The sequence below is a fragment of the Endobacterium cereale genome (assembly GCF_009617585.1).
In the GTDB taxonomy this organism is placed as follows: Bacteria; Pseudomonadota; Alphaproteobacteria; order Rhizobiales; family Rhizobiaceae; genus Neorhizobium; species Neorhizobium cereale.
The window spans coordinates 676,544-691,282 of sequence record NZ_WIXI01000022.1 but is presented as its reverse complement, the minus strand read 5'-3'; the positions used below and the strand labels follow the sequence as shown (position 1 = coordinate 691,282).

At 59.3% G+C, this 14,739-nt stretch carries 13 protein-coding genes; 1 reads left to right on the top strand and 12 read right to left on the bottom strand.

Features of this window, described 5'->3' with window-relative positions; genetic code table 11:
• Positions 1-173: 173 nt before the first annotated feature.
• The 12 genes from GAO09_RS03550 to ytfQ form a co-directional block, all read right to left on the bottom strand.
• Positions 174-1,202, bottom strand: a complete 1,029-nt coding sequence (locus tag GAO09_RS03550; RefSeq protein ID WP_153352638.1) for a sensor histidine kinase — start codon at positions 1,200-1,202, stop codon at positions 174-176.
• Positions 1,192-1,647 (bottom strand): response regulator, encoded by a 456-nt coding sequence (locus GAO09_RS03545; protein WP_153352637.1) that lies wholly within the window; start codon positions 1,645-1,647, stop codon positions 1,192-1,194. The genes GAO09_RS03550 and GAO09_RS03545 overlap by 11 nt, the downstream gene beginning before the upstream one ends.
• Complete coding sequence (locus GAO09_RS03540) at positions 1,640-3,823, bottom strand: ATP-binding protein (protein ID WP_274379742.1); 2,184 nt, start codon at positions 3,821-3,823, stop codon at positions 1,640-1,642. The genes GAO09_RS03545 and GAO09_RS03540 overlap by 8 nt, the downstream gene beginning before the upstream one ends.
• A gap of 212 nt (positions 3,824-4,035) precedes the next feature.
• Complete coding sequence (locus tag GAO09_RS03535) at positions 4,036-5,868, bottom strand: methyl-accepting chemotaxis protein (protein ID WP_153352636.1); 1,833 nt, start codon at positions 5,866-5,868, stop codon at positions 4,036-4,038.
• Between the two features lie 334 nt (positions 5,869-6,202).
• The gene (locus tag GAO09_RS03530) at positions 6,203-6,589 is read right to left on the bottom strand and encodes a response regulator (protein WP_324184912.1); all 387 of its coding nucleotides are present in this window, start codon (positions 6,587-6,589) and stop codon (positions 6,203-6,205) included.
• 179 nt (positions 6,590-6,768) lie between these two features.
• The gene (locus tag GAO09_RS03525) at positions 6,769-6,993 is read right to left on the bottom strand and encodes a hypothetical protein (protein WP_153352635.1); all 225 of its coding nucleotides are present in this window, start codon (positions 6,991-6,993) and stop codon (positions 6,769-6,771) included.
• A gap of 151 nt (positions 6,994-7,144) precedes the next feature.
• The gene (locus tag GAO09_RS03520; protein WP_153352634.1) at positions 7,145-7,945 is read right to left on the bottom strand and encodes a potassium channel family protein; all 801 of its coding nucleotides are present in this window, start codon (positions 7,943-7,945) and stop codon (positions 7,145-7,147) included.
• 52 nt (positions 7,946-7,997) lie between these two features.
• Positions 7,998-8,756 (bottom strand): FadR/GntR family transcriptional regulator, encoded by a 759-nt coding sequence (locus GAO09_RS03515; RefSeq protein ID WP_153352633.1) that lies wholly within the window; start codon positions 8,754-8,756, stop codon positions 7,998-8,000.
• Between the two features lies 1 nt (position 8,757).
• On the bottom strand, positions 8,758-9,744 hold the full coding sequence (yjfF, locus tag GAO09_RS03510) for a galactofuranose ABC transporter, permease protein YjfF (protein ID WP_153352632.1): 987 nt from the start codon (positions 9,742-9,744) through the stop codon (positions 8,758-8,760).
• A complete protein-coding gene (locus tag GAO09_RS03505; protein WP_153352631.1) occupies positions 9,741-10,805 on the bottom strand; it encodes an ABC transporter permease in 1,065 nt (354 codons plus the stop codon). Before GAO09_RS03505 ends, yjfF begins: the two co-directional genes overlap by 4 nt.
• Positions 10,802-12,343 carry a sugar ABC transporter ATP-binding protein gene (locus GAO09_RS03500; protein ID WP_153352630.1) on the bottom strand — a complete coding sequence of 514 codons (1,542 nt, stop codon included), beginning with the start codon at positions 12,341-12,343 and terminating at the stop codon, positions 10,802-10,804. The genes GAO09_RS03505 and GAO09_RS03500 overlap by 4 nt, the downstream gene beginning before the upstream one ends.
• 118 nt (positions 12,344-12,461) lie before the next feature.
• Positions 12,462-13,421 (bottom strand): galactofuranose ABC transporter, galactofuranose-binding protein YtfQ, encoded by a 960-nt coding sequence (gene ytfQ, locus GAO09_RS03495; protein ID WP_153352629.1) that lies wholly within the window; start codon positions 13,419-13,421, stop codon positions 12,462-12,464.
• A 324-nt stretch (positions 13,422-13,745) separates the two neighbouring features.
• Between ytfQ and araD1 the strand changes: the two genes are divergently transcribed.
• Positions 13,746-14,738 (top strand): AraD1 family protein, encoded by a 993-nt coding sequence (gene araD1 / locus GAO09_RS03490; protein ID WP_153352628.1) that lies wholly within the window; start codon positions 13,746-13,748, stop codon positions 14,736-14,738.
• Position 14,739: the final 1 nt, after the last annotated feature.

Below are 14,739 nucleotides of genomic sequence, written 5' to 3'. Positions count from 1 at the left end.
CTCCGGCAAATCGAGTGTGTCGAAAACTGATGCGCAAGTTTGGCTGCGCGTTTGGTAACACATCAGCCGCCCATATTCAGGCTTCGTCGAACTGTAGAATGACGGAGATTTGTCGCGGCTGGAAAACGCCTGAAAGCTTTAAATCATAAGGCGCTTTCATCTGGTCGGTGCATTCAGCTGATGATGTTCTCGTCACTCGCAGACAGCGGAAAACGGATGTCGCAGATCAGCCCCGCTTCCGCATAATCCAGCACCGTCTCGCCACGCAATTCATAACGAATGCTGCGCTGGATCAGGGTCGTGCCAAAACCATCTTCATGCGGCGGGCTGACGGCCGGGCCGCCGATCTCGCACCAGCGCAGAGCAAGCCATGGTTCGCCGTCGATTTCCTCGCGTGACCAGTCGATTGCCACCTGTCCATCGGCATTTGAGAGCGCACCGTATTTGATCGCGTTGGTCGTCAGTTCGTTGAAGGCGAGGCTCAGTGCCAGTGCCGCCTTGGGGTCGAGATGTATCAGCGGCCCGGCGGTGACATGAAACCGGTTGCCCTGTTCATGCGGCGTAATCGTACGCTCCAGCACCTGCAGAAGCTCGGCGTCGGTCCAGTTGCTTTCAAACAGGAGCGCATGCGCATCCGCCATGGCGCGCAACCGACCGCTCAGGTTTTCGACGTAACTTTCCACCGTGCCGCTATTGCGCGCCGTGCGCCGCACGATCGACATCACCATCGCCATCGTGTTTTTCACACGGTGGCTGAGTTCGCGCACCAGCAGTTCCTTCTGGTGCTCGGCACGGCGGCGCTCGGTGCGCTCGCGGGCTTCCGCCAGCGCCCGCTCCACGGCGGCCGGCAGGCGGATCAAGCGTTGCTTGAGAACGTAGTCTGTCGCGCCACGGCGAAAGGATTCGATGGCCACTTCCTCGCCCAGTACACCGGAAACGAAAATGAAAGGCACGTCCGGCACCTGTGCGGCGGCAAGCTCCAGCGCCGCCATGCCATCAAAATCCGGCAGCGAAAAATCGGAAAGGATGACGTCGAAATCCCGCTCGTCGAGCGCTTCCATATAGGCGGCGCGAGACGAAGCGCGGCGAATTTCAGGAACCGGCGAAATCTTTTCCAGATGCTCGGCAATCAGTTCGGCATCGAGCGGGCTGTCTTCGAGAAGAAGGATGCGCGCGCGCGCAGGCGCATGATCAAGGGGCATTACGTCCAAATCCCGGTGGCGGTTCGTTAAGGATGGCCCAGAACACACCGAGGTCCTGAATGGCCTTGAAAAATTCGTTGAACTCGACGGGCTTGACCACGAAGGCGTTGACGCCGAGTTCGTAGGAGCGCACCAAATCCTGCTCCTCGCGCGAAGACGTCAGCATCACCACTGGAATGTGGCGCAGGTTTTCGCCCTTCTTGATCTTTTCAAGAACTTCCAGCCCGTCGATCTTCGGCAGTTTCAGATCCAGCAGAACCACGGTCGGGTTGCCGCCGTCTTGGCCTGCGTGAGCGCCCTGGCCGGTGAGATAGTCCATCGCCTCGGCACCGTCGCGGGCGATGACAATCTCATTGGCCAACTGGCATTTTTCCAATGCCGCCAGCGTCAGTTCAAGGTCGCGCGGGTTGTCTTCGACCAGCAATATCGGGCGCAGTTCAGGCAAGAATCTTTCCCTTTCCTTCTTTTGGCAGGGCAAACACAAAGGTGGCGCCTTTATCGACTTCACCTTCGCCGTGAATGATACCGGAATGCCGTTCAATGATTCGTCGCACGAGGGCAAGGCCAATGCCCGTGCCCTCGAAATCTTCCATCCGCTGCAGCCGCTGGAATACGCCGAACAGCTTGTCGACATAGGCCATGTCGAAACCGACGCCGTTATCGGTGACGGTATAGGTCGTGCGGTCGTCTTCAGCCGTACCCGTCACGGAAATTTTTGCGGGCGAGCGCGGGCGTGAATATTTCACGGCGTTTTCGATGAGGTTGAACCACACCTGACGCAGAAGCGTCGCATCGCCCCAGGCCGGCGGCAGAGTGTCGATCGCCCAGTCTATGGTGCGCTCCTCGTTGTTGATCATCACGCTGCGCACCACTTCGACCACCAGCTTGTTCATATCCACATTCTTGTGGGCAATGGCGGCACGGCCGAGCTGCGAGAAATTCAGGAGATCGTCGACCAGCCGTCCGGCCGAAAGCGCAGCTTCGGAAATCGTCTGAAGATAATGTTTCGACTTGTCGTCCAGTACGTTTTCCCGCTCGCGCAAAAGCTGAGCGAAACCGACGATATGGCGAAACGGCGCGCGCAGATCGTGCGAGACGGAATAGGAAAAGGCCTCCAGTTCCTTGTTGGAACGCTGCAGTTCGCTGCTCAGCTGCGCCAGTTCCTCGGCCTTTCGCAAAACGATGCCGACAATGGCGGCGCGAAGGTCGCGGGCGGCGGTGATCTCGGCTTCCGCCCAGGGGGCAGAATGCAGCCGGACCTCATCGCTCCAGCGTTCGAAGGAGACGCGCGGATGGATTCGTCCCTGCTCACGCACCACTTTGTGCGGGTCGCCGCCCCACTCGACGGTGCTCAGTACCTCCGGGCGGAACCAGATCAGCCAGCTTTCGTGCAGTTCGGAAATGCGAATGGCAATGATACCGCTGGCGATGTCGGCAAAGGCCGCTGCTTCGGGCATCTCCAGCGACAAGGCATGGGTGGCAATCACGTCCGTGTCGGGACGGTCTGCCAGCCAGCCGATCACCCGTTCGATCTGATCGTGCGTCGGCGTGGAGCCGACGGTGTGGCATTCCCCGCCGGTCAGGATGGCGGCGCCGGTTGCCGCCACCTGGGCAAGAAGGTCGGCAACGTTGGCAGTGAGACCATCCAGCCAATAGGGACTGACGCTCATGGCGCCGAGCAGCCGGCCCTGGATACGTGCGAGCGCGACGCTATGGGCTGCCTCGTCGGCATGTTGCTGGGCGGCGATGCGCATGGCGAGTGTCTGGACGATGAAATCGCAGGCGTCGCGCGTCACCACCGGCACGTTGTGCGGCTCGTGGCTGTGGCAGGCGATCAGGCCCCAGAGTTTTCCGTCGATCATGATCGAAACGGACATGGAGGCGGCCGTGCCCATGTTACGCATGTATTCGAGGTGGATCGGCGAGACGCTGCGCAACTGCGCCGAACTCATGTCCAACGCCGTGCCCGTTCGCGGAATGATGGCGGGCTGCAATGGCACCGGATGATAGTTCACGTCGGGAATGATGCGCACGTGGTTCCGGGCGTAAAGCGCGCGGGCTTGCGGCGGGATGTCGCCCGCCGGAAAACGCAGATCCATATAGGAGGGCAGGCGCCCATTGCCTTGTTCGGCCACCACATGGCCGTTCCACTCTCTGTCGAAACGATAGGCCAGTACCCGATCGAAGCCGGTCAGATTTTCAATCACGCGCACGGTCGTTGACATGGCACCGGGCAGGTCCGGTTGCCCTGCCAGTTGCTGGGCAAATCCCCGCAGGCGCAGGAACACTTTGCCGGCTGCATCGCCTGCCGAATTTTCCATCTCCACAACGATCATGTCGTCGCTTCGATGCAGACCGAGACTGAGATTGTCTGACTGGATTTGCAGTTCCGGTTCTTCTGAGCCGTGCCATGCCAGGATGTCGTTACGATGCGCACCGATGGCACCATTCGCCGTTTCGCCGATTTCCACCGGCTGGCCGAGAAATTCAGCGGCGTTGGCGCTTGCCTGCAGGACCGTCATATCCGATGGGCGTATCACAATCATTGCGCCATGCGGCTGGATCGCTCCGGGTATATGGATAGGTTCTTGTGCGCAGGTATCGAGATCCGGCCGCTTCAAATCACACTCCGGTACTGGCTGGGTTCGGCTCCGATCGAGAATTTGGCAAACATCAAACTTTTCGACCCTGTGACGCCAACATAGGCATGACGCCCGTGATGTAAACGCCCAAACATGATTTCAGTTTCACGACCCGCGATCCGAAGCCTGGTATATAAATGCAAACGGGCGCAGGTTCGCCCGCGCCCGTTATTCACACTTGATAGCTCAGATCAGAACTCTTCCCAATTGTCCTGCGCCAGCGCGGCATTGCCATGAAATGCCGGCGCAGAAGCGCGTTTATGTGCAGGCTGCGCGGCTGTATGCGGGGCCGGTCGCGAGATCGGCTTTGCCGCGGCTTTTGCCATTGTCGGCTGCGCGGTACGGCTGAAGGATGCCTCCAGAGCCTGTTGCTGACCATGTACGGCATGACCGAGATTGAACTGGGCAATCAGCTTGAACAGATCTTCGGCCTCTCCCGCGAGCGCCTGGGCGGCGGCATTCGACTGTTCCACCATGGCGGCGTTTTGCTGCGTGCCCTGGTCGATCGTGTTGACGGCCTTGTTGATCTCGGCCAGTCCATTGGACTGTTCGCGTGCGCTCTCGACGATCGCCGTAACATTGCCACTGATCTGCTGGACCTGCGTGACGATCTGGTCGAGTGCGGCGCCGGTACGATCGACCAGAGCCACGCCTTCCTTCACCTGAGCCGCAGAGGCGGTGATCAGTGCCTTGATCTCCTTGGCAGCCTTCGCAGACCGCTGCGCAAGCTCGCGCACTTCCTGGGCCACCACGGCAAAACCCTTGCCGGCTTCACCTGCACGCGCCGCCTCCACGCCGGCATTCAGAGCCAGAAGGTTCGTCTGGAAGGCGATCTCGTCGATCACGCTGATGATGTTCGAAATCTCACGAGAGGAATTCTCGATCGCGCCCATGGCGGAAATAGCGTCGCGCACCACAACGCCGGATTGTTCGGCATGGCTGCGCGTGGTCTCGACAAGCTGACCGGCCTCATAGGCACGGCGGCTGCTGTCGGCCACGGTTGTTGTGATCTCTTCGAGTGCTGCTGCCGTTTCCTCGACGGAGGCGGCCTGTTCATCCGTGCGCTTGGAAAGATCGTTGGAGGCGCTGCGAACTTCCGACGATGCGGCGGCAATGCCGCTGGCATTGCGGGAAACCGTCGTCATGGCATCGCGCAGACGTTCCACAGTGAGGTTGAAATCGACACGCAGCCGTTCCAGAGACGGAATGAACGGCTTGCCGATGTTGCCGGTCAAATCGCCTGCTGCCAGATGATTGAGGCCGTCAGCAAGTGTGTCGACGTTGTCAACACGACCGGTAATGTCGGTCGCGAATTTCACGACCTTGAAGACGCGGCCGTTCATGTCGAAGATCGGGTTGTAGGAGGCCTGAATGTGGACAACACGTCCGCCCTTGCCGATGCGCTTGAATTCGGAGGCGGAAAATTCGCCGGCCTGCAGGCTCTTCCACAGGTTCTTGTAGTCATCAGTCAGGCTGTAGGCCTTGTCGCAGAACATCGAGTGATGCTGGCCCACGATCTCGCTCAGGTCATAGCCGACAGTCTGGAGAAAATTCTGGTTGGCTGTCAGGATTTTGCCATCCGGCGTGAACTCGATCACCGCCTGCGCGCGGGACACGGCAGCAATCTTGCCGGCATCGTCGGCGGCCTTGAGTTTCGCTGCGGTAATGTCGGTCGCGAATTTCACCACCTTGTAAACTCTGCCGCCCCGCATCACGGGATTGTATGACGCTTCTATCCAGACCTCGCGTCCGCCCTTGCCGATCCGCTTGTACTGGCGGCGGTCAAACTCGCCGCGCGCCAGCTTGGCCCAGAACTGTACATAGTCCGCGCTTGCAGCCTCTTCCGGCGGCACGAAAAGCTTGTGATGCTGGCCGACGATCTCGGATGCCTCGTATCCGAGTGCTGCGCAGAAGTTTGCATTCGCAGCCAGAACACGTCCGCTGGGATCAAACTCGATAACGGCCTGCGAGCGGTTCATGGCATCGAGAATGCGTGCCGCATCGGATGAAAGAGAAAGAGGCATGTCTGATCTCCAGTTTATTGTTCCAGCCCAAACCCAATCGACCAGCCTTTGCGATTTGATTATTTTCGCAACCGGAAGATTAATGTTTCGAGTTGGGACCCCCTAAGTACAATCCTGAATATTGGTTGTCTCAAATATAGACGAAACTAATTTCAAAGCAGTGAATCCGATATCCCAATTTAAGGAGGCGTGTTCACTGAGAATTTACTTCAGATGATTGTGATATGGTGTCACGAAGCGCAATTGAATGTGATTTCCATTGCAGCAATTGCGCCCACACTTTTCATCGAGGCTGGAAATATTAGAAAGATTTGCTGCAGCGTTCGGGAAGAACTTACCGTGGTACGGCCTCGAATACGTCCTCCAGCAGACGCTCAAGCTTTCGCGGGTTCCAGGGCTTCGGCAATAGCGGCAGGCCGGCCAGCTTCTGTTTCAATTCAGGCAGTTCGGCGTAACCGCTACAGACGATCACAGGCAGGTTGCGACAGCGCAGGCGATCAATGACGGGAAAAGACAATTTCCCATGGAGGTTCAGGTCAACGACTGCACCGTCAATTTCGGTCGTCTCAAGCGCCTCCAGGGCATCTTCCACACGGCCATACGGGCCGATGACCTCATAACCGCGACCTGCAAGAAACTCCTCCATATCCATGGCCAGAAGCAAATCATCCTCCAGCAGCATTATGGAAGGGCTTGCGATGGTCTTGCGGGCTGTCTGCACTGCACTCGTCCTGCTTGTCACTCGATCTACGCACGCTTCGTCACGACGCGAATGTGTTTAGGTGAGGCAGCGGGATGGGAATTCAAGAGTTTTCTGTTGTTCTAAAGAATGTGATCGCTACTCGCGATATGTTCGGCCAATCATCGTTTGTGGACAGCCGGACTGCCGAAGCGTCACAGTCAATCGGGCAGCGGTTTGACAATGCGAAGCCTGTCCGCCGGAGCAAAGGCCAGGATACCATCCTGTTCCAGCGCTGAAAGAACATCCAGGATTTCATCCCGTTCATATCCGGCCGCGTTCAGCGGTGTGCTGACGTCCAGGAGATTAATCGTTCTTCCGGGTTTGGCCTTCAGCGCCCGCAGACGTTCGACCAGCGCGATCTCGATCTCGTTGAATCTGCTCATTGACAATTTTATCCGGCGTCTTGTTGGGCTCGCATCGACGGGTTCTCTTCCCTGATCCGGCTTTCGTGTTGCCTGCGCTCTACACGGAGGCCGCAGCGTGTCGCAAATCGTTCAGGCATATCGGCACAAGAGAAATTTTCGAGCGGTCATATCAGCTACCTTCGTCCGGTATATTGAGAATGTGGCCACAAGCCTTGCAGTGCACCGCATCGGCATCGTGACGCTGCAGCCCGCATTCGGGGCAGGGAAAACGTACCTTGTAGGGGCGCACAACAGCCTGCGCGAGCCGCACGAACAGGGAAATGCCGACGATCATGGTGACGACCGAGGTCAGTTTGCCAAGCGTGCCGGGCAATGTGATGTCGCCAAAGCCCGTCGTCGTTACGGTGGCCACCGTGAAATACAGTGCATCGACAAAGCCTTCCCCTCCCGGTCGACCGTAAAAGAAGCTGGTGTAAACGAAGCCGGTGATGACGAATAGAAAAACCAGGAAATTGATGACCGCCCGGATCACGTCCTGAATGTGATGACAGCCGAGGCGGAACAGGATCACCCGGAAAATCGGACTATTGCTGATGGCCCACAAACGCATGATGCGCAGGAAGGCGAAATTGAACAGCGCTTCCGGAAACAGCAGCGTCGCCAGAATGAAAAGATCGACCCACGTCATCGGCCGTTTCGCCAGACCCCACAGGGACGGAGCGGCAATCGCCCGGGCGATCAGTTCGCCGGCAATCCACACGGCGATCATATAGTCGATGATGAGATAGCTGGGGCCGGCGCGCAGGTAAGGCCCGAGCAGGAAGAAGGCAAGGATCGCCAGATCGATGATCGCCAGCAGAGCCTGCCAGCGCAGCGCCCAGTTGTCCCGGCCACTTTCGATACGCTGCAGGTTTTCGCGCAGGTGGCGCGAACGGGATGTAAAGGTGCGGTTGGTGTCCTGGGTGCTCATGCCGCCCAGATAGAGACTTCTCGGCTGCGGTCAAGCAAGCAGACAAAAGCCGTCAGATAGACAGATTTTCCAGTTCGGCCGTGCGGTCCATCGAACCGAGAATACGGCTTTTGCCGACATCGATGACATGCTGCATGGCGGCGATCGCCTTGGCCGGATCGCGGCTCGCGATGGCATGGGCGATGCGCAGATGGTTGCTGGCTACTTCGTCGATCTTTTCGGGCGATGCCGCCGGCGAAGACAGTTGGAAAGAGATCGCGAGCGCCGCCTCAATCAGGGCGCTTGCGGAGCGCATGAATGGGTTGCCCGACATGCGCGCGACCGCGAGATGAAACTCGAGATCGACCTTCGCGATGGTTTCCGGCGTATGCGAAAGGTCGTCGAAACGGGCGGCGATGGCATAAAGCGCGATGATATCGTCGCTTGTCGCGCGAACGGCTGCTGCTGCGGCTGCCGCCGGCTCCAGCGCATTGCGCATTTCGGCGATGTAATCGATGAAGGCATGGTCGATGCCGGCATCGCAGCGCCAGCCCAGCACGTCGGGATCGAAAAAGTTCCAGCTGTCGCGGGGCAGGACGCGGGTGCCGACGCGGGCCTTCGGTTCGATCAGCCGTTTGGCGGTCAATGTCTTCATCGCTTCGCGCAGCACGGTACGCGATACGCTGAAACGGGCCGAAAGCTCGTTGTCTCCTGGCAGGATCGAGCCTTCTGGAAGCTCGCCGGAAACGATGGCGCTGCCGAGTTCGGCGACCACATGCGCGTGGCTGCTTCGACGTTTGCGTCCGCTGATCGTCGTTTCCAGCAATCCCAATTCAAGCCCCCTTCAGGCGTGCGATATCGATGCGCCTGTTTGAATACCAGATGATGCCGCGCTGCAACACGATGAACACGAAGAGCAGGATTCCAATGACGATTTTCGTCCACCAAGACGACAATGTGCCGTCAAAAACGATGTAGGTCTGGATCAGACCCTGGATGAGAATGCCGACGAATGTGCCGGCGATCAGCCCTGTGCCACCGGTCAGAAGCGTGCCGCCGATCACGACAGCTGCGATTGCGTCAAGCTCGACGCCGACAGTCGCCAGCGAATAACCGGAGGAGGTGTAGAACGTGTAGACGATGCCGGCGAGACCGGAAAGAAAGCCGGAGGTCGCATAGATGCCGATCGTGGTGCGGCCGACCGGAACGCCCATCAGTTCGGCCGATTGCGGATTGCCGCCCAGCGCATAGACATTGGCGCCGAATTTCGTGCGTGAGGCGATGATGCCGCCGATCACGAACACCGCGATCATCAGCATCGACATCGCCGTCAGCCGCCCACCGCCGGGAAAGCGGAAATAAAACTCCTGAACGGAGTCTATGAACGGATGCGAGATCGGCACTGACTGCGTCGAGATCAGATAGGCCGCGCCGCGTGCTAGAAACATGCCGGCCAGTGTCACCACGAAGGGCGGGATCTGCAGATAACGGATCATCGCCCCCATGGCGCTGCCGAAGGCGGTGGAGATGACCAGCACCAAGGCGAAGGCCGTCAGCGGATGCAGGCCGAACGAACCGACCGCGACGGCGACAAAGACGCTGGTGAATGCGATCACCGAACCGATCGAAAGGTCGATGCCGCCCGACAGGATGACAAAGGTCATGCCGACCGCTGCTATGCCGAGGAAGGCATTGTCGACGAGCAGGTTGCCGATCACGCGCGTCGACAGCATGGCCGGAAACTGCAGGGCGCAGAGCGCATAGGCGATGACGAAGATGGCAAGCGTCGTGACAAAGGGAAGGTTGCGGCTGTGGATCATCGTGCAGTCCCCTTCACGCTGGCATCATTGACTTCGCTTCGTTTGGTGGGTGCAGCGATCTCCGGGCGCTTGCGCCAGAAGCGCAGGAAGGCCGTCAGCGTCAGAAGCGCCGGTGATTGCAGGGTCAACACGATGACGATGATGACGGCCTTGATGATCAGGTTGAATTCCGGCGGAAAACCCGAAACCAGAATGCCGGTATTGATCGACTGGATAATCAGCGCCCCGAGCAGCGAGGCTGCGATGGAAAACCGTCCGCCATTCAGCGAAGTGCCGCCGATGACAACCGCAAGGATCGCGTCGAGTTCCAGCCACAGGCCGGCATTGTTGGCGTCGGCGCCACGAATGTCGGCGGTGACGATCAACCCGGCGACCGCGGCCATCAGGCCGGAAATCGCGTAGACGAAAAAGATCAGGAACCTTGCCCGCACACCGGCAAGCGTCGCGGCGCGGCGGTTGATGCCGGTCGCCTCGATCAGGAAACCGAGCGCCGAGCGCCGCACCACGAGGCCGACGATCAGCGCCATCGCCACCCAGATCAGGATCGGCAGCGGCACGCCGGCAAACGAGCCGGAGCCGAGTGCTGCAAATGTGTCGTTGTTGAAGGTGAGGATGGCGCCCTCGGTGATCAGCTGGGCAATACCGCGACCGGCCACCATCAGGATCAGCGTGGCAATGATCGGCTGGATATCGAGGAGCGCCACCAGCATGCCGTTCCACAGGCCGCAGATCAGGCCGACGCCGAGCGAAACGAGAATGACGACCGGCAGGCTGTAGCCTTGCGTCACCAGGCTCGCCGCAACGGCACCGCAGATGGCAATGACCGCGCCGATCGAAAGATCTATACCGCGTGTGGCGATCACCAGCGTCATGCCGATGGTCAAAAGCGCCACCGGGGCGGCGCGCACCAGCACGTCGATCAGGCTGCCATAGATACGGCCATTGGCGATGGAGAGATTGAGGAAGCCGGGGGCAACGGCGGTGATCATCGCCAGAATGACGGCAAGCGCGATGATCTGCGGCGCAAGGCGGCGAAAGCGGCGGGTGATGGCGTTCATCATGCGGCCTCCGTCCGGTTCGGGGCGGCAATCGCATGCATGATGTTGTCGGCTGTCACTTCAGCACCTGACAGCTCGGCAATGTGTTTTCGGTCGGACAGAACTATCACCCGGTGGGCAATCGCCGTCAGCTCTTCCAATTCGGAGGATATCACGACGAGCGACATGCCCTCGGCACAGAGTTTTTCGATCATTTTCAGAATTTCCGCATGCGCGCCGATATCGATGCCGCGCGTCGGCTCATCGAGGATCAGCAGGCGAGGATTGGTAGCGAGCCAGCGGGCAAGGATCGCCTTCTGCTGGTTGCCGCCGGAGAGAAATTTGATCGGCCGGTCGGGATCAGCTGGGCGGATATCCAGCGAGCGGATAAACTCTTCCGCCAGCGCCTGCTTTTTGCGCGACGGGATAGGTTTGGCCCAGCCCTGCCGCGCCTGCAGCGCCAGCGCGATGTTTTCGGCCACGGAAAAATCGCCAATGATGCCGTCGGTCTTGCGCTCTTCGGGACAGAAACCAAAACCGTTGGCAATCGCCGCTTCCGGCGAGGTCAGCGCGATTTCGCGGCCATCCACTGTCGCGGTGCCGCTGTCAGCGCGGTCGATGCCGAACAGAAGAAACGCGGTTTCGCTGCGGCCCGAACCGAGCAGGCCGGCCACGCCCACCACTTCGCCGGGGCGGATAGCCAGATCGAAGGGGGAAACGCTGCCGCGCTTGCCATAGTCGCTGAAATGGATGGCGGCATCGCCCGCCGGCACATCGCCTTCACTGGCCTGATGGTCGCGGGTCACATGCTGCAACTCGCGGCCGAGCATCATCGAGATCAGTTCCATGCGCGGCAGACCGTCGAGATCGCGGCTGCCGACCAGCTTGCCGTTGCGCAGCACGGTGACGCGGTCGGCCACGGCATAAACCTGATTGAGAAAATGGGTGATGAGAATGATGCCGAGCCCATCCGCCTTCAGCTTGCGCAGCATGGAAAACAGCACCTCGACTTCCTGCGCATCGAGGCTTGCAGTCGGTTCGTCCAGCACCAGGACCTTGCCGGACAGATCGACGGCGCGGGCAATGGCGATGATCTGGCGAATGGCGACGGAATAGGTGGAAAGCAGCGCATCGACGTCGATATCCAGACCATATCGCGCCAGCAGCTCACGCGAGCGGCGGCGCATTTCGCGACGGTCGGTCAGGCCAAAACGGCGCGGCTGGCGGCCGAGAAACAGGTTTTCCGCCACCGTCAGGTTTTCCAGAAGATTGACCTCCTGATACACGGTGCCGATGCCGAGCACCTGTGCCTCGCCGACATTGGCGGGCGAGACCTCCGCGCCATCCAGCCGGATCGTGCCGCTATCGCGTGTATAGACGCCGGTGAGGATCTTGATCAGCGTCGATTTGCCGGCGCCGTTTTCACCCAGCAGCGCATGGATTTCTCCGCGCTTCAGCGAAAAGTCGACATTGTCGAGCGCGATATTGCCGAGGAAGCTCTTGGCGATCGCCCGCGCTTCAAGAACGGTAACGGCTTCCGGAGTGTTTTGAGGGTCTGTCATGCTCACCTGTCCGCATAGTTTTGGGGCGAGCGGCACGTGTTCATCGCGCCGCTCGTCTTGCGTCAGTGATGCGGGCATCCGATAAATGCCCGCGCTGATTATGCCTTGAGGGCAGGGATCAGTAGCCGAGGCCCTTCTTGGACTCGTACACCTTCATCGGGTCGTCCTTCTGGGTGTAGAGCTTGGATTCGGTCTGGATCCACTTTTTCGGCTCCTTCTTGTCCTTCAGATACGCTTCGAGCGCATCGAAGGCCGGGCCGGCCATGTTCGGGGTCAGCTCAACGGTGGCGTTGGCTTCACCCTTCGCCATGGCCTGAAAGATGTCCGGCACGGCGTCGATCGAGACGATCTTGATATCGGTGCCCGGCTTCAGGCCGGCTTCCTTGATCGCCTGGATGGCCCCGACGGCCATGTCGTCATTATGGGCGTAAACGGCACAGATATCCTTGCCGCCGCCTTCCGCCTTGATAAAGCTTTCCATGACTTCCTTGCCCTTGGTGCGGGTGAAGTCACCGGTCTGCGAACGGACGATCTTGATGTTCGAAGCGGCCTTGATGCCTTCCTCGAAACCCTTCTTGCGGTTGATGGCCGGCGAAGAACCCGTCGTGCCCTGCAGTTCCACGACCTTGCAGTCCTTGGAACCGACATCCTTGGCAAGCCACTCGCCGGCGACCTTGCCTTCGTGAACCTGATCGGAGGTCACGGCGGTCAGATAAAGGTCCTTCGGCGATTCGATCTCGCGGTCGAGCAGAATGACCGGGATCTTTTCTTCCTTGGCTTCCTTCAGCACGGCATCCCAGCCGGTCGCAACGACCGGTGCGATCAGGATCGCATCGACGCCCTGGGCAATAAAGCCGCGGATGGCCTTGATCTGATTTTCCTGCTTCTGCTGCGCGTCGGCGAATTTCAGCGTGACGCCACGCTTTTCGGCTTCCTGCTTGGTGACAGTGGTTTCGGCCGCACGCCAGCCCGACTCAGAGCCGATCTGCGAGAAACCAACCGTCAGCGATGCTGCGGAAACACTGGATGCCAAGGAAAGTGTAAATGCGACGCCAAGCGCCGCGAATGCTGTTCTCATCTTAAATCCTCCCAGAGATGAAATAGCAAGTGCATCGCTAACTGATCATATAGTCATACTTTTGCAAGCGGAATCTTTGTCGATAAATGACATTCTCACGCTGTTTCGGTACAATTGCGAAATGCAAACGATTTAAATTGCCCAAAATCTAGGCGGCGCCTTCATATTGATGGACTTGTGTCTGCCGATTCCACTTCTTGACAATCCGATCTCTGATCCAATAGTCATATTTATAGGCGAAGCGTCACTATGGCGCAGATGCCGCTGAGTGTCCGGCCCTGAGGAGGCGCCGGGTGGGAGAAAAACACCTAGGGTGATTGTTTGATGCTGCGAATTCTTCAGGTTGCGGATGCATCTGGCGCTGTGCGCGTCGTTGCATGGAATGGTGAAGGCGATGCCCGTGTCGTCAATGGCGTCAGCGCCACATACGAGCTGGCAAAGCAGGCCATCGCGGCCGGCAGGTCGCTTGCCGAACAGATCGACGAAGCCGGTCTTGGTGACGTCGTCGATCTTGAACAAGCAGCGGCGGAAAAGCGCATCCTGCTTCCCATTACCCATCCCGATCCGGCGCATTTCATCGTTGCCGGCACCGGTCTTACCCATCTCGGTTCGGCCGATGGCCGCGACAAGATGCACAAGGCAGCGCAATCGGCGGAAAAGCCGACCGATTCCATGCGCATGTTCCTGATGGGCGTCGAAGGCGGCAAGCCAAAACCCGGTCAGGAAGGCGTGCAGCCGGAATGGTTTTATAAGGGCGACGGTTCGCAGCTGCGCGGCACCGGCGAGGATCTGGCTTCGCCTGCCTTCGCGCTCGATGGCGGCGAAGAACCGGAACTGGCCGGTATTTATCTGATCGGTGATGACGGCGTCACCTACCGTGTCGGCTTCTGCCTCGCCAACGAGTTTTCAGACCACGTCACCGAAAAGGGCAACTATCTCTGGCTCGCCCATTCCAAGCTGCGCCAGGCCGGGCTCGGACCCGAGCTGATCGTCGGCGATCTGCCGGATCATGTCGAAGGCACGTCGCGTATTCTGCGTGATGGCAAGACCGTGTTCGAAAAGCCGTTCCTGTCGGGCGAGGCGAACATGTCGCACACGTTTGCCAATCTCGAACACCACAATTTCAAATACGATATCTTTCGCCGGCCGGGCGATCTGCATGTGCATTTCTTCGGCACCGCGACGCTGTCCTTTTCCGAAGGCGTCAAGACCGAGCCGGGCGACGTGTTCGAGATTGCGGCAGCACCGTTCAAGCTTCCTCTGGTCAACCGCCTGGCCGTCGCCGAAGCGACGCCGGTGGAAGTGCGCAAGCTGTAAG